Source organism: Arthrobacter sp. EPSL27, from assembly GCF_001512305.1.
Taxonomy (GTDB): Bacteria; Actinomycetota; Actinomycetes; order Actinomycetales; family Micrococcaceae; genus Arthrobacter.
In genome coordinates this window covers 249252-266659 of sequence record NZ_LNUT01000005.1, presented here as the reverse complement: position 1 = coordinate 266659, position 17408 = coordinate 249252, and the positions used below count along the sequence as shown (strand labels likewise).

Annotated in this window: 17 protein-coding genes; 5 read left to right on the top strand and 12 right to left on the bottom strand. The window is 69.9% G+C overall.

The window, feature by feature from the left end; genetic code table 11:
• Positions 1-162: 162 nt before the first annotated feature.
• Both xseA and AR539_RS12170 read left to right on the top strand, forming a co-directional pair.
• A complete protein-coding gene (gene xseA, locus AR539_RS12175) occupies positions 163-1449 on the top strand; it encodes an exodeoxyribonuclease VII large subunit (protein ID WP_066437167.1) in 1287 nt (428 codons plus the stop codon).
• Between the two features lie 74 nt (positions 1450-1523).
• Positions 1524-1754, top strand: a complete 231-nt coding sequence (locus AR539_RS12170) for an exodeoxyribonuclease VII small subunit (protein ID WP_066439930.1) — start codon at positions 1524-1526, stop codon at positions 1752-1754.
• An 11-nt stretch (positions 1755-1765) separates the two neighbouring features.
• Here the strand turns inward: AR539_RS12170 and AR539_RS12165 are convergent, their stop codons facing one another.
• The 9 genes from AR539_RS12165 to AR539_RS12125 all read right to left on the bottom strand — a co-directional run bounded on the left by AR539_RS12165 (position 1766) and on the right by AR539_RS12125 (position 10885).
• Positions 1766-2620 carry a PPK2 family polyphosphate kinase gene (locus AR539_RS12165; protein WP_066437164.1) on the bottom strand — a complete coding sequence of 285 codons (855 nt, stop codon included), beginning with the start codon at positions 2618-2620 and terminating at the stop codon, positions 1766-1768.
• Between the two features lie 78 nt (positions 2621-2698).
• Positions 2699-3919, bottom strand: coding sequence for a pyridoxal phosphate-dependent aminotransferase (locus AR539_RS12160; RefSeq protein ID WP_066437161.1), 1221 nt, complete (start codon positions 3917-3919; stop codon positions 2699-2701).
• Between the two features lie 198 nt (positions 3920-4117).
• Positions 4118-5080, bottom strand: coding sequence for a glycine betaine ABC transporter substrate-binding protein (locus AR539_RS12155; RefSeq protein WP_066437155.1), 963 nt, complete (start codon positions 5078-5080; stop codon positions 4118-4120).
• A complete protein-coding gene (locus AR539_RS12150) occupies positions 5077-5823 on the bottom strand; it encodes an ABC transporter permease (protein WP_066437153.1) in 747 nt (248 codons plus the stop codon). Before AR539_RS12150 ends, AR539_RS12155 begins: the two co-directional genes overlap by 4 nt.
• The gene (locus AR539_RS12145; RefSeq protein ID WP_066437150.1) at positions 5820-6578 is read right to left on the bottom strand and encodes an ABC transporter permease; all 759 of its coding nucleotides are present in this window, start codon (positions 6576-6578) and stop codon (positions 5820-5822) included. Before AR539_RS12145 ends, AR539_RS12150 begins: the two co-directional genes overlap by 4 nt.
• Entirely contained in the window at positions 6578-7672 is a 1095-nt protein-coding gene (locus AR539_RS12140) for an ABC transporter ATP-binding protein (RefSeq protein ID WP_066437148.1), read from the bottom strand. The genes AR539_RS12145 and AR539_RS12140 overlap by 1 nt, the downstream gene beginning before the upstream one ends.
• Positions 7673-7944: 272 nt before the next feature.
• Positions 7945-9060 carry a ribosome small subunit-dependent GTPase A gene (gene rsgA, locus AR539_RS12135; protein ID WP_066439929.1) on the bottom strand — a complete coding sequence of 372 codons (1116 nt, stop codon included), beginning with the start codon at positions 9058-9060 and terminating at the stop codon, positions 7945-7947.
• 373 nt (positions 9061-9433) lie between these two features.
• The gene (locus tag AR539_RS12130) at positions 9434-9898 is read right to left on the bottom strand and encodes an NUDIX hydrolase (protein WP_066437145.1); all 465 of its coding nucleotides are present in this window, start codon (positions 9896-9898) and stop codon (positions 9434-9436) included.
• 54 nt (positions 9899-9952) lie between these two features.
• On the bottom strand, positions 9953-10885 hold the full coding sequence (locus AR539_RS12125; RefSeq protein ID WP_066437142.1) for an N-acetylglucosamine kinase: 933 nt from the start codon (positions 10883-10885) through the stop codon (positions 9953-9955).
• 36 nt (positions 10886-10921) lie between these two features.
• Here AR539_RS12125 and AR539_RS12120 point away from each other — a divergent pair, with 36 nt between their 5' ends.
• Positions 10922-11956 carry a nitronate monooxygenase gene (locus AR539_RS12120; protein WP_066437136.1) on the top strand — a complete coding sequence of 345 codons (1035 nt, stop codon included), beginning with the start codon at positions 10922-10924 and terminating at the stop codon, positions 11954-11956.
• Positions 11957-11981: 25 nt separating this feature from the next.
• On the opposite strand, the gene AR539_RS12115 is transcribed toward AR539_RS12120, so the two are convergent.
• Positions 11982-12965 (bottom strand): LysR family transcriptional regulator, encoded by a 984-nt coding sequence (locus AR539_RS12115; protein ID WP_066437132.1) that lies wholly within the window; start codon positions 12963-12965, stop codon positions 11982-11984.
• A 90-nt stretch (positions 12966-13055) separates the two neighbouring features.
• Here AR539_RS12115 and AR539_RS12110 point away from each other — a divergent pair, with 90 nt between their 5' ends.
• Positions 13056-14333: an MFS transporter gene (locus AR539_RS12110; RefSeq protein ID WP_066437130.1), complete on the top strand. Its 1278-nt coding sequence runs from the start codon at positions 13056-13058 to the stop codon at positions 14331-14333.
• On the opposite strand, the gene AR539_RS12105 is transcribed toward AR539_RS12110, so the two are convergent.
• Positions 14330-15493 carry a trans-sulfuration enzyme family protein gene (locus AR539_RS12105; RefSeq protein ID WP_197410630.1) on the bottom strand — a complete coding sequence of 388 codons (1164 nt, stop codon included), beginning with the start codon at positions 15491-15493 and terminating at the stop codon, positions 14330-14332. The two genes, AR539_RS12110 and AR539_RS12105, sit on opposite strands and share 4 nt — an antisense overlap.
• Before the next feature lie 132 nt (positions 15494-15625).
• Between AR539_RS12105 and AR539_RS12100 the strand changes: the two genes are divergently transcribed.
• Positions 15626-16132 (top strand): Lrp/AsnC family transcriptional regulator, encoded by a 507-nt coding sequence (locus tag AR539_RS12100; protein WP_066437127.1) that lies wholly within the window; start codon positions 15626-15628, stop codon positions 16130-16132.
• Here AR539_RS12100 and AR539_RS12095 read toward each other — a convergent pair.
• Positions 16129-17382, bottom strand: coding sequence for an MFS transporter (locus AR539_RS12095; RefSeq protein WP_066437125.1), 1254 nt, complete (start codon positions 17380-17382; stop codon positions 16129-16131). The two genes, AR539_RS12100 and AR539_RS12095, sit on opposite strands and share 4 nt — an antisense overlap.
• Between the last annotated feature and the right edge of the window lie 26 nt (positions 17383-17408).

Genomic DNA, 17408 nt, shown 5'->3' with positions numbered 1-17408 from the left:
CGGTGGTAAAGCTATGGATAGAGTTGAAACAGACAGCATCCAGCTGCCTGCCGGTCCCGCTGGCTGACGCGCATGCGCCAGGACAGCCCCGGCGGGCAGCCCCGCCCCGGCAAAGGACATTCACCCGTATGCACAAGGCCATCTCCGTCCCGGGGTTCCGGCATGTCTGAGGACGTCGCGGCAGCCACCACCCTGCCGGCAACGGCGGCTGAAACCAGCCCGGACAACCCGTGGCCGCTGCAGCTGCTGTCGCAAAAGCTCAAGATGCACATTGACCGGGCCCCGTCCGCCTGGATCGAGGGCCAGGTCATCGAAATGAACCGGCGCGGCACCAACGCCTACCTCACGCTCCGGGACATCGACGCCGAGATCTCCCTCCCCGCGTCCGCCTGGACCAAGGTCCTGGACCGGCAGGAAATCCCGCTGGAACGGGGCTCACGGGTAGTGGCGCTGATTAAGGCCGAGTTCTGGCTGAAGACGGGCCGGCTGAACATGTCCGTCAAGGACATCCGCCCGGTGGGACTGGGAGACCTCCTCGCCCGCATTGAGCGGCTGCGCCACGCGCTGGCTGCGGAAGGGCTGTTCGCCGACTCCCGCAAGAAGCGCCTGCCGCTGCTCCCCCACCGGATCGGCCTGATCACAGGCCGGGATTCCGATGCCAAGAAGGACGTGCTGCGCAACGCGGCCCTGCGCTGGCCTGCCGTCGAATTCGACATCCGCGAAGTGGCCGTCCAGGGCAACACCGCCGTGGCACAGGTGATCGCGGCGTTGCGGGCCCTCGACGCGGACCCTGCCGTGGACGTGATTGTCATTGCCCGCGGCGGCGGCTCCCTGGAGGACCTGCTTCCCTTCAGCAACGAGGAGCTGATCCGCGTCGTGTCCGCCGCTGCCACCCCGGTGGTGAGCGCGATCGGCCATGAGGCGGACCGCCCCATCCTCGACGATGTCGCCGACCTGCGCGCGTCCACTCCGACGGACGCCGCCAAGCGGATCGTCCCGGACGTTGCGGAGGAGCTTGCGCGGGTGCGCCAGGCCAGGGACCAGCTGCGGCGCGGTGTCACCCGCCTGGTGGAACGCGAAGTTGACCGGCTTGCCTCGCTGCGCTCCCGGCCAGTGCTCGCTTCGCCCGAGGCGATGGTCACCCACCGGCACGACGACGTCGAACGGCTCAAGGGCCGCTCGCAGGCGGCGGTGACCACCGCCGTCGTCCGGGCCACCGACCAGCTGGTGCACCTCAAGGCCCAGGTCCGCGCCCTGTCGCCGCAGAAAACCCTGGACCGGGGCTACGCCGTGGTGCAGCTTGCCGGAAGCGGGCCCGCCGCCGGGGTCCGCGGGGACGTGGTGCGGCATCCCGACCAGGCTCCCCCGGGCACGCCGCTGGCCGTCCGGGTGGCGGCAGGCCGGTTCACCGCGGAGTCGACCGGCGGCCAGGAAACCGCCGAAGAATGACCGGCCTCCCCCACCTCACCAGTACCGAACCGCCCCGCGGCATAACCCCGCGACACCACAAGGAGCAGCACGCCATGGCAGCAGAAACAGCGCCGAACACCGACATTGAGGCCCTCAGCTACGAGGAGGCCCGCGAGCAGCTCGTCGGCGTCGTCAGCAAGCTTGAGGCCGGCGGGGCAAGCCTCGAGGAGTCGCTGGCCCTCTGGGAGCGCGGCGAGGCGCTGGCCAAGCGCTGCGAATCGTGGCTCGAAGGGGCCCGCAAGCGGCTGGCCGCGGCGCGGGACCACCCCGCCCAGGACAGCTAGGACCCCGCCGGTCAGGAACGCTCCACGAGCTCCCGTTCCGTCGGGACGTCGAGATCCGGCACCGGCCACTGCAGCTTCAGGCCCTCCAGCGCCTCCAGGAGCAGCTGCTGGACGGCGATCCGGGCGTACCATTTCTTGTTCGCCGGGACGACGTACCACGGCGCGGACTCGGTGGCCGTCTTCTCCAGGGCCTTCTGGTAGGCGTCCATGTAGTCGCCCCAGAACGCGCGTTCTTTGAGGTCGTTGCTGCTGTACTTCCACAGTTTGGACGGATCATCCAGCCGGGCCAGCAGGCGTTCCTTCTGCTCGTCGCGGCTGATGTGGAGCATGACCTTGACGATCTTGGTGCCTGCGGCCGCCTGCCTGGCTTCGAATTCGTTGATCGCGACGTACCGGCGCTCGAGTTCCTTCGGATCCGCCCAGCGGTGGACCCGGTGGATCAGGACATCCTCGTAGTGCGACCGGTCAAAGACGCCCATCATGCCGGCGGCCGGGACTTCCCTCTCGATCCGCCAGAGGAAGTCGTAGGACTTCTCCTCCGGGGTAGGCGCCTTGAACGACTTCATCTGGACGCCCTGCGGGTTCATGGCCCCCATCACGTGCGTGACGATCCCGCCCTTGCCGGCCGTGTCCATGGCCTGCAGGATCAGCAGGACCCGTTTGGTGCCCCCGAACCGGGACTCGGCGAAGAGCCGTTCCTGCAGGTCGGCGAGATCGTCGTCGAGGTGGTCGAGCAGCGCTTCGCCGTCGCTTTTGTCCCCGCTGTAACCAGGCGTGGCGTCCGGGTCCGTGTCTTTCAGGCTGAAGCCCTCGCCCACTTTGAGGGTTTCTGAGGGGCTCTCGTTGAAGTACACGACGTCTGACATCCGTTGCCTCATTCCGTTTCGGGCAGCCTCTGGCCGGAACGGCCAACCACGGCCCGGGCCGCGCTGCTGAGCCCTAGGCTAGTTCCCCTTGTACCGACTCAGGAAGTCCCCCATGCGGCCGATCGCTTCCTCGAGGTCTTTCACCAGCGGCAGTGTGACCATCCGGAAGTGGTCCGGGCGGACCCAGTTGAACGCGCGTCCGTGGGAGACCAGGATCTTCTGCTCCCGCAGCAGGTCCAGGACAAACTTCTCGTCGTCGCGGATGTGGTAAACCTCGGGGTCGAGCTTCGGGAAGAGGTACATGGCTCCCCGTGCCTGCTGCGTGCTGACGCCGGGAATGGCGTTGAGCATGTCGTAGGCCTTGTTCCGCTGCTCCAGCAGGCGTCCGCCCGGCAGGATGAGATCGTTGATGCTCTGGTACCCGCCCAGAGCGGTCTGGATGGCGTGCTGGGCCGGGACGTTGGCGCACAGGCGCATGTTCGCGAGCAGGCTGATGCCCTCAAGGTAGTCCGCGGCGGCCTTCTTAGGACCCGAGATGGCCATCCAGCCGGCGCGGTAGCCGCACACGCGGTAGGCCTTGGAGAGCCCGCTGAAGGTCAGGCACAGGACGTCGTCGCCGGTGAGGCTGGCCATGTTCACGTGCACGGCGTCCTCGTAGAGGATTTTCTCGTAGATCTCGTCGGCGAAGAGGACCAGGCCGTGCTTTTCGGCGAGGGCCACAATCTTCTTGAGGGTGTCCTCCGGGTACACGGCTCCGGTGGGGTTGTTCGGGTTGATCACCACAATGCCCTTGGTGCGGGGGGTGATCTTCGCTTCGAGGTCCTCCAGGTCGGGCTGCCAGCCGGACTCCTCGTCGCAGAGGTAGTGCACGGGCCGGCCGCCGGCCAGGGCCACGGACGCGGTCCACAGCGGGTAGTCCGGGGTGGGGATCAGCACTTCGTCACCGACGTCGAGCAGTGCCATCAGCGACATGGTGATGAGTTCGCTGACGCCGTTGCCCAAGTAGATGTCGTCGACGTGGATGTTCTGGATGCCGCGGGTCTGGTAATACTGCGAGACGGCCGTGCGGGCGGAGAAAATGCCGCGGGAGTCGCTGTAGCCCTGGGCGTGCGGCAGGTGGCGGATCATGTCCACCAGAATGGCGTCCGGCGCTTCGAACCCGAACGGGGCAGGGTTTCCGATGTTCAGTTTGAGGATGCGGTGCCCCTCAGCCTCCATCTGCTGGGCGGCCTGAAGAATCGGTCCACGGATGTCGTAGAGGACATTGTGAAGCTTGGTGGACTGCTTGAAATCTGCCATTTATCAAATATGCCATATGGCGGATGTACTTCCGCTGAGACTTGCCTCACAGGGCTCCTCCGCGGACGCCGGCAGGAATATGTGCGCAGACGCACGACGGCGGCTGCCGGGCCCCGGCAGGCGGGGGTGTCCGGCAGCCGCCGTCGGGCGCAGTTCTGTTAGTCAGAACAGTGCGTCAGAAGAGCGCGGCGGGAGCAGTTACTTGACCAGGCCCTTCTCCTTCAGCCATGCCGCCGCAGCATCCTTGGGGTTCTGCTTCTGGCTGCCGCTGACCGCGCGGTTGAGGTTGATCAGGTCCTCGGTGGTGAGGACCTTGGAGACGGCGTTGAGGGTTTCCTTTGCCTTGTCCGTCATCTTGGCCGTGTTGTAAAGCGGCAGGACCTGCTGGGCGATGAAGTTGTTCTTCGGGTCCTCCAGCACCACCAGGTCGTTGTCGGCGATGGACGGGGTGGTGGTGTAGATGTCGGCCACCTGCACCTGGTCCGACAGGAGGGCCTTGAGCGTCACGGCTCCGCCGCCGTCGCTGAACGGTTCCAGCTTCTTGGGCACGCAGTTGTAGTTCTTCTCCAGGCCCGGCAGCCCGTACGCCCGTTCGGCGAAGGTGGCCGGGGCGCCCACCACGATTTCGCTGCAGACCTTGGCGAGGTCCTCAATCGACTTCAGCTGGTACTTCTCGGCGGTGGCCTTCGTGACCACCATGGCGTCCTTGTCCTCGGCCTTGGCGGGCTCCAGCACGGCGAGGCCCTCCGGGAGCTTGCCCGGCAGCGCCTTGTAGATGTCCTCGGCGGACACTTCCGTGGCGTCCTTGCTGACATGCAGGAGCAGGTTGCCGCTGTAGTCCGGAATCACGTCCACCGAGCCGTCCTGGACGGCCTTGAAGTAGACCTCGCGGGAGCCGATGTTCGGTTTGGTGCTGGCGGTGACGCCGGCCCCGTTCAGCGCCCCGGCGTAGACCTCGGCAATGATCTGGCTCTCGGTGAAGTCGGCAGACCCGATCACCAGCGGCGCTCCCGCACCCGACGTGGACCCGCCGGTGGCGGGGGCGGTGGAGAGCGGATCGGATGAGCCGCCGCAGGCGGACAGTGCGAGGGCCAGGCCAACGCCGGCGGCCAGGCCGCCGAATGCGCGCCGGCCAAGGCGCAGTGGGCGGGTTTCCTTCATGACGTACCTCCTTGAACAACAGTCCCCGCGGGAGCGGGGTCTGTGAGATCAACCGCAGCCTGCTGGCTCCGGTCTGGCTGGTGGGAGGCGCCCCGGGTCAGGAACAGCCTCTGGATGAGGGCGAGGACAAGGTCGACGGCGATCGCCAGGGCGGCGATCAGCAGGGACCCGCCCAGCATTTGGGGGAAATCGGACAGGACCAGGCCGTCAAAGAGGTACCGGCCGAGTCCGCCGAGGTTGATGTACGCCACCACGGAGACGGTGGCGATGGCCTGGAGCACGCCGGTCCGGAAGCCGCCGTACATCACGGGCAGGGCGTTGGGGAACTCGGCGCGGAACAGCACCTGGAGCTCCGTCATTCCCATGGCCCGGGCGGCATCAACAACGTTCCGGTCCACGCTGGCGATGCCGGCGTACGTGCCGGCAAGCAGCGGCGGGACGGTCAGGATCACCAGAGCCCAGATCGGCGGCATGAGCCCGATGCCGGCCAGCAGGACGAACAGCGTGAGCAGGCCCAGTGTGGGCAGGGCCCGGAGTGCGCCGGCCACGGCGACGGCGGCCACCCGGCCCCGGCCAGTGTGCCCGACGTAGAGCCCGATGGGCACCGCGATGGCCGTGGCGATCACCATCACCAGGCTCGTGTAGAACAGATGCTCGGCCACGCGCGCCGGGATTCCGGCGCTTCCGGACCAGTTCGCCGGGTCGCTGAGCCAGGCGAACGTGTCAGTGACGACGTTGCTCATGCGTTTCCCCCTCCGGTCTTGGGACGCGCGAACCGCAGCGCGCCGGCAGCTGTGCCTTCGTTGTCCCCGCCGGCAGCTGCCTTGTCCCCTCGGGGCGCGGCGTCGGCGCTGCCGCCGGCGGCCGCGGCACGGGTCCAGGGGGTCAGGAGCCGTTCAAGGAGGACCAGGACGGCGTCCATCAGGAGCGCGAGGATGAGGATGGCGATGATGCCCACCACCACTTCGGTGACAAAGTCGCGCTGCAGGCCGGAGGTGAAGAGCATCCCGAGGTTGCCGATGCCAAGCAGGGCCGCGACGCTGACCAGCGAGATATTGCTGACGGAGACGACGCGCAGCCCGGCGAAGAGCACCGGCAAGGACAGCGGCAGGTCGATCTGCAGGAAGCGGGCGAACGGTTTGAACCCCATGGCGACGGCGGCTTGTCGGAGATCCTCGTCCACTGAGTCGAAGGCGTCCAGCGTGGCGCGGACCAGCAGGGCGACGGCGTAGATGGTGAGGGCCACCACCACGTTGACGGGGTCCAGAATGCGGGTGCCGAGGACGGTGGGCAGGATGATGAACAGCGCCAAGGACGGGATGGTGTACAGCAGCGACGACGCGGTCAGGACCACGGACCGGAGCCCGCGGCTCTGCCGGGCGAGCTGGGCCAGCGGGACGGCGATGAGCACCCCGAACACCATCGGCAGGATGGCCAGGACAAGGTGCTGGCCGGCGAGGCTGTACACCTGCGCGCTGTTGGCCAGGAACCACTCCATCAGAGCGCGCCCTGGCGGACGGTCCGGTCCGATTCGATCACGGCGAGGACTTCCGCGGCGGTGATGACGCCGGCCACCCGCCCGTCGGCGTCCACGGCAACACCGAGGCCGGAGGGTGAGGACAGCGCAGCATCGAGGGCGCGGCGGAGCGTGTCGCCCTTCCGGAAGAGGGAACCGCCGGGCACGGTCGCGGAACCCTTGCCCGGGCCCGACCAGCCGAGGGGACGTTGGGCGTCGTCGACCACCAGCTGCCACTCGTCCGAGGTGTTCCCGGCACGCTCGAGTTCGGCGGGAGTGACCGTCGCGGCCCGGTGCACCGTAACGCCGTCGGACGGGCTGAACGCCAGGTGCCGGAAGCCGCGGTCCCGGCCCACGAAGGACGCCACGAAGTCATTGGCCGGGGCCCGCAGGATCTCCTCCGGCGTGGCGTACTGGGCGAGTTTTCCGCCGAGGCCGAAAACCGCCACCTTGTCGCCGAGGACGGTGGCCTCATCAATGTCGTGGGTGACGAAGACAATGGTCTTGGCCAGGTCCCGCTGGAGCCGGAGGAGTTCCTGCTGCAGTTCGTCACGGACCACGGGGTCCACGGCGCTGAAGGGTTCATCCATCAGCAGCACGGGCGGGTCCGCGGCGAGGGCCCGCGCCACCCCGACGCGCTGCTGCTGGCCGCCGGAAAGCTGCGCCGGGTACCGTTTGCCCAGCGCGGATGCCAGCCCGACGACGTCGAGCAGTTCCTGCGCGCGTTTGCGCGCCTCGGCCTTGCCCACGCCGTTGAGCCGGGGCACGGTGGCGATGTTGTCCAGCACGGAGCGGTGAGGCATCAGCCCGGAGGACTGCATCACGTAACCCATGGAGCGGCGCAGCTTCGCCGCTGGCACCGAGGTGACGTCCTCGCCGCCGACGGTGATGGTGCCGGAGGTGGGCTCCACCATGCGGTTGATCATCCGCAGCGACGTGGTCTTGCCGCAGCCCGAGGGCCCGACGAACACCGTGATGGCGCCCTTGTCGATGGACATGGTCAGCTCATCGACGGCAGGCTGCCCGCTCTGGTATTGCTTGGTGACGCTCTGGAACTCGATCATGGCTTCAGCCATTTCCGGGCTTACCTAACTGTTCGAAGCAACATCGGACCAGCCAACTGATCATAGACACGCCGATTTTTGGCTGTAAAGCACGTGGAACTCAGCCTAGCCAGCGCAGCCGACAAAGTCAGGGACCTTATCAATTGCGCCGTGGCCGACGTTGCAGTTCGACGCCGGGCCAGCGGCGGATGGGTGCCAATGCAACGCGGGGTCACGTGGCGCCCATCCCGCCGGGCGGAATGGGCCGTCTCTGACCCCGCGTTGCGGCATTGCGCGCCGCCCGCTCAGCGGCCCCGCCGGCTCTTGCCGCCGGACCGTGTGCGGTGCCGTTCGGCCGCCTCGTGGCTGTCCCTTTCCGCGGAGCGCTGGCTCTTGCCGCCGGCGGAGATCTTCTGCTGCCACTCCCGCGCGTAGGCGCGCTGGGCGGCCGCGTCGTGCCGCCGGGCCAGGGCCGCGAGTTCGCGCTGGAGTTTCAGGTAGCTGGCCCAGCGGCGCTCATCCAGGGTGCCGTCTGCAATCGCGGCCTGCACGGCGCAGCCGGGTTCGCGGCCGTGCGCGCAGTCGGAGAAGCGGCAGTGCCCGAACAGTCCGTCGAGGTCGCCGAACATCTCCTCCATCCCGGTCTCGGCGTCGAACAGCCCGTACCCGCGCACCCCGGGAGTATCCATGAGCACGGCCCCGCCCGGCAGGGGCACCAGTTCCCGCGAGGTGGTGGTGTGCCGGCCTTTGCCGTCGCCGGCCCGGACAGCCCCGGTTTCCTGAACGTCGACGCCGGCCAGGGCGTTGATGAGCGTGGACTTGCCGGCGCCCGAGGGGCCCAGCAGCACCAGGGTGCCGCTGGCCGGGAGGTGGCCCAGCAGTTCGTCGAGGCCGTCGCCCTGTTCCGCGGAGGTGGTCACCACCGCCACACCGGCGGCCTGCAGGACCACCTTCCCGACGACGTCGTCCGCGATGTCGGCAAGGTCGGCCTTGGTGATGATCACTAGCGGGGTGGCCCCCGAGTCCCACGCCGCGACGAGCGTGCGTTCCAGACGGTTGTGGGTGAGCGGCCGGTCCACGGGCACCACGACGCCAACGATGTCGATGTTGGCGCCGAGCACCTGCGAGTCCGACGAGGATTCAAACGCGCGCTTGCGGCTGAGTTCCGAATGGCGCGGCAGGATCCCGGTGATGGCGGGCTCCCCCGCGGTGTTGGCTCCCAGCCAGACCCAGTCCCCGGTGGCCGGCAGCTCCCCGCCGCCGGGGTAGGCCAGATGGAGGGTGGCATCGTGTGCCGCGACCAGGACCCGGTTGCGGTCCACGCGGATGACCCGGCCCGCGCCGGTGCCGCCGGGCACGGGGTTCGCGGCATAGCGGTCGGCGACGGCGGGCGTGAAGCCGTAGCCGGCCGGACCGGGCAGGGCGGTGGTGTGGCCGGGGGTGGCTCCGGCTGCGCCTTGTTGTGCATGAGACGGTTGTGCAGGAGAAGGTTGTGCAAGAGAAGAAGTAGTCAACGAAAACCCTTTGATGGGCCCCTGGTCATGCGCCGCCTGGGCAAATCTGGCGGGGTAAGAACCTGGCAGCTGCTAGCGGGTGCTGGTGGCCGGGGCAGGAATAATGACGTGGTTGCGGGTGGCGCGCAGCGCGCACCGAACTGTTGCAGTCATCGTCTCCACCTCCCCGTTCTCTATCGCTCCACCCGGGATGCGGGTGCCTTTTCGGTCAGCTTCTTCGTCAGCGTCGCCGGGACCTGACCGGCGGCTCCTTCAGGGTAGCCGGGCCCGGCTAGCCTGGCTAGGGGGTTTCCGCAGAAAGTTTGCCGTCCAGCGGCCGCTCCCGGTAGAGCCGGAGGGCGACGTCCACCAACGAGACCTTGTTCAGCCCCTCAACGTCCCCCAGCGGGATCCACGCCGCGTGGGTGGTGCTGCCGTTCACTTCGTGGCGCAGCTCCCCGCCGGTCACCTCCGCTTCGTAGATAAGCCGGAGGGACTGGAAGTCGCGTTCGCCGCCGTCGATCCGGATTTCCGCGGGCCAGTGCCCGACGTCGATCCCCAGCATGGCGCCGACCCTGGCGGAATACCCGGTCTCCTCATAGACCTCGCGGCGGCATCCGTCCACCGGGTGCTCGCCCAGGTCCAGGCCGCCTCCCGGGAGCGTCCAGCCTTCCTTGCCGCTCTGCTTCCAGTAGGCCAGCAGGATGGCGCCGTCGCGGATGATGACCGCGTAGGCAGCGGGCCGGGTGTCAAAGTTCAGGCTCATCCCTCCAGCGTAGTGGCCGGCCTGCAACACCCCCGCAGGGACGTCAGCTGCGCGTCAGCTCTGCTCGGCCACCAGCTGGAGCACCCCGAAGACAGGATCCTGCTCAAGGATCCGGACGTCGGTGATGCCCGCGGAGGCGAGCGCGGCACGGAAGGCCTCCTGCAGACGCGGAACGTTCATGCCCAGGCCGCCGCCGAGGATCACCGGCCCGTCGATGCCCAGCTGCCGGACCGTCTGCCCGGCGAGCGCGGCGAGGTCACGGCCGGCCTGGTCCACAAGCTCCTGGCTCGCGGCGTGGCCGGCGGCGGCAGCCTCGACCACCAGCCGCGCCCTCTCGGCCCAGTACCGGCGCCCGGTGTCCGGGGCGTGGAAAAGTGCGATCAGTCTGTTGGGCTCGTCCACTCCGCAGGAAGCGAGCAGCGCCGTGGTCAGCTGGTCCGGCTCCTGCCCCTGGTTCATCCGGCGCAGACTGTGGCGGACGGCCTCCCGGCCCAGCCAGTACCCGCTGCCCTCGTCGCCCAGCAGGTACCCCCACCCGCCGGCGCGGGCCTCCGCGCCCAGGCTGTTCCGGCCCCAGGCCGCCGAGCCGGTGCCGCCGATGACAGCGACGCCGATGCTCGCCCCGCCGGCGGCCAGCAGCAGCCGCGAGTCGTGGACCACCGTGATCCGGGCGCCGGGGACATGCGGTGCAATCAGCGCGGCGAGCGCCTCGGCGTCGGCCTCGGTATCAATGCCGCCGGCGCCCGCATAGACCTGGGCCACCGTTCCGCCGCCGATCCGGCCGAAGAGTTCCGCGAGGTGCCGGGCCGCTTCCTCGCGGCTGACGTTCTGGACGTTGGAGCTGCCCACGGATGCATCGCCGACTGCAGCCCCGGCTTCGAAGCGGACGCCGCGGGTCTTGGTCCCGCCGATGTCGAGGCCGATCACGGCGCCGGGTGCGGTCGGGGCAAAAGGGTCCGCCGACGGCGGGATGTCAGAATGGGTCACCGGAACAGCCTACTGAATCACGCACGGGAGTGAGCAATGTCGCACAGTATCTTCGGCACCCGGATCATCGCCGCCCCCATGGCCGGCGGGACGTCCACGCCCGGCTTCGTGACGGCCGTGCATGGCGCCGGCGGGCTGGGTTTCCTGGCCGCAGGCTACAAGACCGTGGCAGCCGTGCAGGCCGAGATCGCCGGCGTCCGGGCCGCGGGGGCAAGGTTCGGCATGAACCTCTTCGTGCCCGACCCCGCCCAGCTCCCGCCGTCCCCGGCCGTCCTGGCCCGGCTGGAGGACTACCGGTCAGAGCTGGAGGCGGACGCCGCGCGCTACGGCGTGGACGTGCCGCCGCTGCGGCTCGACGACGACGACCACTGGGACGCCAAGGTGCAGGCGCTGCTGGACGACCCCGTGGAGTGGGTCAGTTTCACCTTCGGCCTGCCCGGCGCCGGCATTGTGCAGGCGCTGCAGCGGGCCGGCTCCACGGTGCTCGCCACGGTCACCACGGCTGCCGAGGCGGTGGAAGCCGCCGGGCAGGGGGTGGACGCGCTGGTGGTGCAGCACCCGGGCGCCGGCGGCCACAGTGCGGCGTTCCGGCCGCAGCCCGCCGGCGGGGGTGACGGGGCCCCGGGCACGACGGCGGAACTGGTCACCCGGGTGCGGGCCGCCGTCGGGCTCCCGCTGGTGGCCGCCGGCGGTGTGATGGACCGGTCGGGAGTGGACACGGCCTTGGCCGCGGGAGCCCAGGCAGCCCAGCTGGGCACAGCGTTCCTGCGCACCGGCGAGAGCGGTGCCCGGCAGCTGCACAAGGACGCCCTTGCCAGCCCGCACTTCACCCGGACCGTGATGACCAGGGCTTTCACCGGCCGGCCGGCCCGGGCCCTGGTCAACGAGTTTGTCCGCGACCACCCCGACGCGCCGGAATCCTACCCGGCGGTGCACCACCTCACGGCTCCGCTGCGTGCGGCGGCTGCGTCCGCCGGGGATCCGGAGCGGCTGAACCTCTGGGCCGGAACCGGCTGGCAGCAGGCCAGGGCGGGCTCCGTGGCCGAGGTCATGGCGGGGCTGCTGGACTGAGGGACTGAGGGACTGTGGGGACCGCTCAGGCGCCGGAGCGCCCGCGGACAAAGGCGGCGAGCAGCGCGGGGCCGTCGCTGAGCACCAGTTCCCGGAACAGCCGCACCGGGTCCGGCTCGGCGCCCGCTCCCCCGCGCCGCTCCCGCCAGGCCAGCCCGATTTCCCGGAAGGCAAGGCCTGAGTCGAGGGCGAGTTCCACCCACCCAAGGTCCCCCGACTGTGCCGGGACATCCCGGCCCGGGGCCGTCCCGCCCGGCGGCAGGATGCTCACTCCCAGACCTGCCGAGACGAGGCCCCGCGCCGTGTGCGAGTCCTGGCTCTCGAACGCAATACGCGGCCGGAACCCTGCCTCGCGGAAGAGCGCGTCGGTCAGCGAGCGCATGCCGTAGCCGGGCCCCATGGCCACGAACGGCTCATGCCGGATCTCCTCGAGCCGGGCACGCCGGCGCCTGGCGAGCGGGTGGCGGTGGTGGACCACCAGCCGCAGCGGTTCCCGGTACAGGGCAGCCGAGGAGATCAGCCGGCTGGGCGGCGCCACCGGAGCCGTCAGGGCCAGGTCGGCGTCCCCGGCGGCCAGTTCCGCCAGGCAGCCGTCCCGGGCCCCCTGGCTGAGCTCGAAGGCCGGCTGCGGATACCGGCTCCGGAAGGCGCTGATCAGCAGCGGCAGCATCGCCTCGCCGAAGGTGTGCTGGAAGGACACCCCGATCCGGCCGCGGACCACCTCCGATTCGTGCCGCACCAGGTCCAGCCCGGCCTGGAACTCGCCCAGCGCCGCCTCGATGTGCGGCAGCAGTGCCTTGGCGGCGGACGTCAGCCGCACGCCGCGGCCGTCGCGGATCAGGAGCTCGGTCCCGATGATGCTGCTGGCGCGGGCAATGCCCCGGCTGACCGTCGACTGGGGCAGCCCCAGCACGTCGGCCGTTTCCGTGATGTGTTCCGTGCGCCCAAGCTCCGCCAGCAGGGGCAGCAGCGGCAGCAGCTGGACCAGCTGTTTGTGCTCCACGTCCATGGCGCCCCTTCCACATTGATCCGTTTTCGCTATGCATCCTATGAGAATCATGCATTGGAGGCATGTTCCGGGGAAGCCTACGCTGGGGACATGCCCCGTCTTCCGCTGCTCCGCCGCCCCGCCGTACCGGCCGACAGCCTGCCCGGCTGGCCGGGCCATGCGAAGGGGTCCGCGGCCTACCGCAAGATCCTCGCGGGGCTGGCGTTCGCCGGCGTCGCCACGTTCGCCCAGCTCTATTCCACCCAGGCGGTGCTGCCCCTGATGGCGGCGGAGCTGCAGGTGACGGCAGCCGAGGCGGCACTCACCATCTCCCTGGCAACCGTGGGCCTTGCCGTGACGGTGCTCCCGTGGTCATTCCTGGCCGACAGGATCGGCCGGGTCCGGGCCATGACGTGGGGCATCCTGGCCGCCACCGTCCTGGGCCTGCTGGTCCCGCTGGCCACCAGCTTCCCCATGCTGCTGGCCCTGCGGACGCTCGAAGGCATGGCCCTGGGCGGCATCCCCGCAATCGCCATCGCCTACCTCAACGAGGAGGTCAACAAGGCCCATGCCGCGCTGGCGGCCGGAACCTACGTCGCCGGCACCACGCTGGGCGGGCTGTCCGGGCGGCTGCTGGCCGGCGTCACCGGCGAGCTGTGGGGCTGGCGGGCCGCGGCTCTTGCAGTCTCGGCCCTGGCGGCCGTCGCGGCCGTCCTGTTCCTGGCCCTCGTGCCGCGGGCGCAGGGATTCACCGCGGCCGCAGCGGGCGGGTTCCGCGGCGCCCTCAGGACGCTCGCGGGCCACAGCCGGAACCCGCGGCTGCTGGCGCTCTACGTCCAGGCGTTCCTGCTGATGGGCGGTTTTGTGGCGGTCTACAACTATCTGGGCTTCCGGCTCTCCGGCGAGCCGTTCAGCCTCCCGGCCGGCATCATCAGCCTGATCTTCCTGGCCTACCTCTCCGGGACGGTGTCCTCCCGCTGGGCCGGCGGGCTGGCAGCCCGGTTCGGGCGGCGAACGGTGCTGATCTCGGGAACGGTGCTGATGGCGGCCGGCCTGGCCCTGACGCTGACCGCCATGCTGCCGCTGATCCTGGCGGGCCTGCTGCTGTTCACCGGCGGCTTCTTCGCGGCGCACAGCATCGGCGCGGGCTGGACCGGCGCCATCGCCGCGACCGGGCGGGCCCAGGCCGCCTCGCTCTACAACCTCGCGTACTACCTCGGCTCCAGCGTCATCGGCTGGGCCGGCGGGCTGGTCTTCCAGTTCCTTGGGTGGCCGGCCCTGGCCCTGGCCGTCATCGGTCTGGCGTGCACGACGGCGGTGATCACCGCCGTCGTGCATCCCGCCGGAGCGGCGGCCGGTTCGCCCGCTGCCCCCGCCGGAGCGCGCTAGCGCGTCGCTTCGATGGCCTGCACCAGGTCGGCCACCACGTCGGCGGGGTCCTCCAGGCCCACGGACACCCGCAGCAGGGTGGCATGCGGCTTGGCATCGGCGGCGACCGGCCGGTGGGTGAGCCCGGCAGGATGCTGGATCAGGGTGTCGATCCCGCCCAGTGAGACCGCGTGCGTGATCATGCCGACGGCGGAGGGGATCCGTTCGGCGTGCTCCGCGCTGCCCACCTCGAAGGCCAGCAGCGAGCCGGGCCCGGACATTTGGGTTCCAATGAGCCCCTGCGGATCGCATTCCGGCAGCCCGGGATAGAAGACGCGCCGGACCAGGCCGTGGCCGGCCAGGGCGACGGCGACTTTCTGCGCGCCGGACTGCTGGGCGCGCACCCGGACCGGCAGGGTGGCCAGCCCGCGGTGGAGCAGGTACGCGGGCCACGGCGTGAGAATGCCGCCCGTGAGGGCCCGGATCTGCCGGAGCCGGGCGGTCCACTCGGGGGCCGCGGCCACCACCCCGCCCATGGCGTCGCCGTGTCCGCCCAGGAACTTGGTGGCGCTGTGCAGCACCATGGCGGCGCCGTGCGCGAAGGGCTGCTGAAGGATAGGGCTGGCGAAGGTGTTGTCGACCAGGAGGGGCACACCGTCGGCGGCCGCGGCCAGTGCGGCGATGTCGACCAGTTCCAGGCTCGGGTTGGCGGGCGTTTCCACGATCACCAGGCCGGTGTCGGCCCGGAGCGCGGCGTGGACGCCGTCGGGGGTGGTGAAGGTGACGTCGGTGCCGAGCATCCCGGACGCCAGCAGGTGGTCGCTTCCGCCATAGAGCGGCCGCACCGCGACCACATGCTTCTTTCCGGTGGCGACGACGGCCAGCAGCACCGCGCTCAGTGCCGCCATGCCGGTGGCAAACGCGACGGCCTCCGGGGTTCCCTCCAGGACGGCCACGCCCTCCTCGAAGCGTGCCACGGTGGGGTTCCAGAGCCGCTGGTAGACGGCGCTCTGCCCCTCGATGTGGGCGCCGCCCGTCGCCATGTGCTCGTAGGCCAGGCCGCCGTCGTGCACTGAGGGAAGCGGCGCTGTGGTGGACAGGTCGATGGGCACTGCGTGGAGGCCGAGTTCCGTGAGCCCGTTCCGGCCGGCGTGGACTGCCAGCGAGTCTTGAGAAAGCACCTTGCTCCTTATGAATATTCGCCATTGAATCCGGCAAGTATCTGGCAATAATTCGGAGTTTTACAGAGGACGTGAATGGAACCGGCGGATATAGCCCTTTATGATGAACTGACAACACTTCAAGGAGGATCCGTGAGTAGCAGTGCGAAGAATCTTCGGCCGGGAGCCGGCGCCGGAGAGCCGCTGGACGCCATTGATGAGCGCCTGCTAGCAGCCCTCGTGGCCGATGCCCGGATCTCCAACAAGCAGCTGGCCGAACTGGTGGGCATTGCGCCGTCCACGGCCCTGATGCGCACCCGCGCCCTGTCGGAGCGCGGCATCATCGAGGGCTTCGAGGCGAAGCTGAACCTCTCCGCGATCGGACGCTCCGTCCAGGCCCTCATCGCCGTCCGGCTCCGCGCCCACGACCGCGAGCAGATCGACCGGTTCACGTCCCGGGTGCCCCGGCTCCCCGCAGTGCTCTCCACCTTCCACACCTCAGGGTCGGTGGACTACCTGCTGCACATCGCCGTCGCCACCACCGAGGACCTCCGCGACTGGGTGCTGGACAACCTGGCCACGGATCCGGTGGTGGGCCACACGGAAACCACCCTGGTGTTCGACCACATCCAGGGCAACCACGGCCCGCTCCCGGACTAGGCGTCCCCCCGCAGGGATGCCCGCAGGGATGCCCGCAGGGCAACCGCTGCGAGGATGATTGCCGCGGCGGCGCACAGCACCACAAAACCTGCCACCGCCGCCTGCAGGCCCACGACGCCGGCGGCAAGCCCTAGCCCGATCACCGGGAGGGCGCTGCCGAGGTAGGTGATGACATAGACGGTGCTGATGATCTGCGCGTGGCGGGACGCCTCGACCTTGCCGGCCACATCGTTGAAGACCGTCCGGAATGACACGCCCTGCCCGATGCCGGCGGTGATGCTGGCGAGGATCAGCAGCCAGGGGCTGCTCCAGGCCGCGGCCGCCGCGATCAGCAGGACCGACGCGGCCAGCACGGCGAGGCCGGCCGGCACCACAAACTTCCCCCGCACGGCGATCAGCTGGCTCAGCGCCGAGGAGCCAAGGGTCAGCCCGGCCAGCAGGCCGATCAGGGGCCGCGAGTCGGCGTGGACGATCTGGGCAAAGTAGCCCGGCGCCAGCGACAGGCAGAAGCCGAAGACCGTGAAGCTGAGGAATCCCACCGAGGACGCCAGCCAGAAGGCGCCGCGGGCCGCCCGGGAGACCGAGGGCCGGCGGGGCGCCAGAACGCGCAGCGGCTGCGGCCCCGCGCCCAGCGTGATGGCGGGGCGGGCCTTCAGCAGGTACAGCGGAACCAGCAGCGCGGCCAGCACCACGGAATGCAGGAAGTACGGCGTGGAGGTGGGGCCGGGCAGCAGCGACAGCGCTCCCCCGATGGCGGGCCCGGCCGCCACGCCGCCGGCGGACGCCAGCAGGGTGAACCGCGAGGCCCACTCCGGCCGGCTGGGCAGCAGCTCGCGCAGGGCCGCGGAACTGGCACCGGTGGCGAGCGCCACCGCGATGCCCTGCAGGGCCCTGCCGGCGCACAGCGCCGGCAGACTGTCCGCCATGGCGAAGACGGACCCGCCGGCCAGGCCGACGAGCACCGCGAGCACCAGGGCGGCCCGGCGCCCGATGTGGTCGGACCAGTGGCCGGCCAGGATCAGCGTGGCCACGAGGGCCAGGACGTAGGCGGAGAAAGCCACCGTGACATCCAGGGCGGTGATGCCGAGTTTGGCCTGCAGCAGCGGGTACAGCGGGGTGGCCAGATTCGCGCCGACCAGCAGCGTGAAAATCACGACGCCGGCCATCACCAGCCGTGCCGAGGTGGAGGCGTCCCAGCCCCAGCGGTCTGCCGTGGCCGGGCGCATGCGGAGTTCGCTGAAGACGGTCATGTCTGTGCCCTTGCGTAAAAGCGGGC

Coding starts and splice junctions, on each gene's coding strand:
- xseA (WP_066437167.1), top strand. CDS start 163: ATGTCTGAGGACGTCGCGGCAGCCACCACCCTGCCGGCAACGGCGGCT.
- AR539_RS12170 (WP_066439930.1), top strand. CDS start 1,524: ATGGCAGCAGAAACAGCGCCGAACACCGACATTGAGGCCCTCAGCTAC.
- AR539_RS12165 (WP_066437164.1), bottom strand. CDS start 2,620: ATGTCAGACGTCGTGTACTTCAACGAGAGCCCCTCAGAAACCCTCAAA.
- AR539_RS12160 (WP_066437161.1), bottom strand. CDS start 3,919: ATGGCAGATTTCAAGCAGTCCACCAAGCTTCACAATGTCCTCTACGAC.
- AR539_RS12155 (WP_066437155.1), bottom strand. CDS start 5,080: ATGAAGGAAACCCGCCCACTGCGCCTTGGCCGGCGCGCATTCGGCGGC.
- AR539_RS12150 (WP_066437153.1), bottom strand. CDS start 5,823: ATGAGCAACGTCGTCACTGACACGTTCGCCTGGCTCAGCGACCCGGCG.
- AR539_RS12145 (WP_066437150.1), bottom strand. CDS start 6,578: ATGGAGTGGTTCCTGGCCAACAGCGCGCAGGTGTACAGCCTCGCCGGC.
- AR539_RS12140 (WP_066437148.1), bottom strand. CDS start 7,672: ATGGCTGAAGCCATGATCGAGTTCCAGAGCGTCACCAAGCAATACCAG.
- AR539_RS12130 (WP_066437145.1), bottom strand. CDS start 9,898: ATGAGCCTGAACTTTGACACCCGGCCCGCTGCCTACGCGGTCATCATC.
- AR539_RS12120 (WP_066437136.1), top strand. CDS start 10,922: ATGTCGCACAGTATCTTCGGCACCCGGATCATCGCCGCCCCCATGGCC.
- AR539_RS12115 (WP_066437132.1), bottom strand. CDS start 12,965: ATGGACGTGGAGCACAAACAGCTGGTCCAGCTGCTGCCGCTGCTGCCC.
- AR539_RS12110 (WP_066437130.1), top strand. CDS start 13,056: ATGCCCCGTCTTCCGCTGCTCCGCCGCCCCGCCGTACCGGCCGACAGC.
- AR539_RS12095 (WP_066437125.1), bottom strand. CDS start 17,382: ATGACCGTCTTCAGCGAACTCCGCATGCGCCCGGCCACGGCAGACCGC.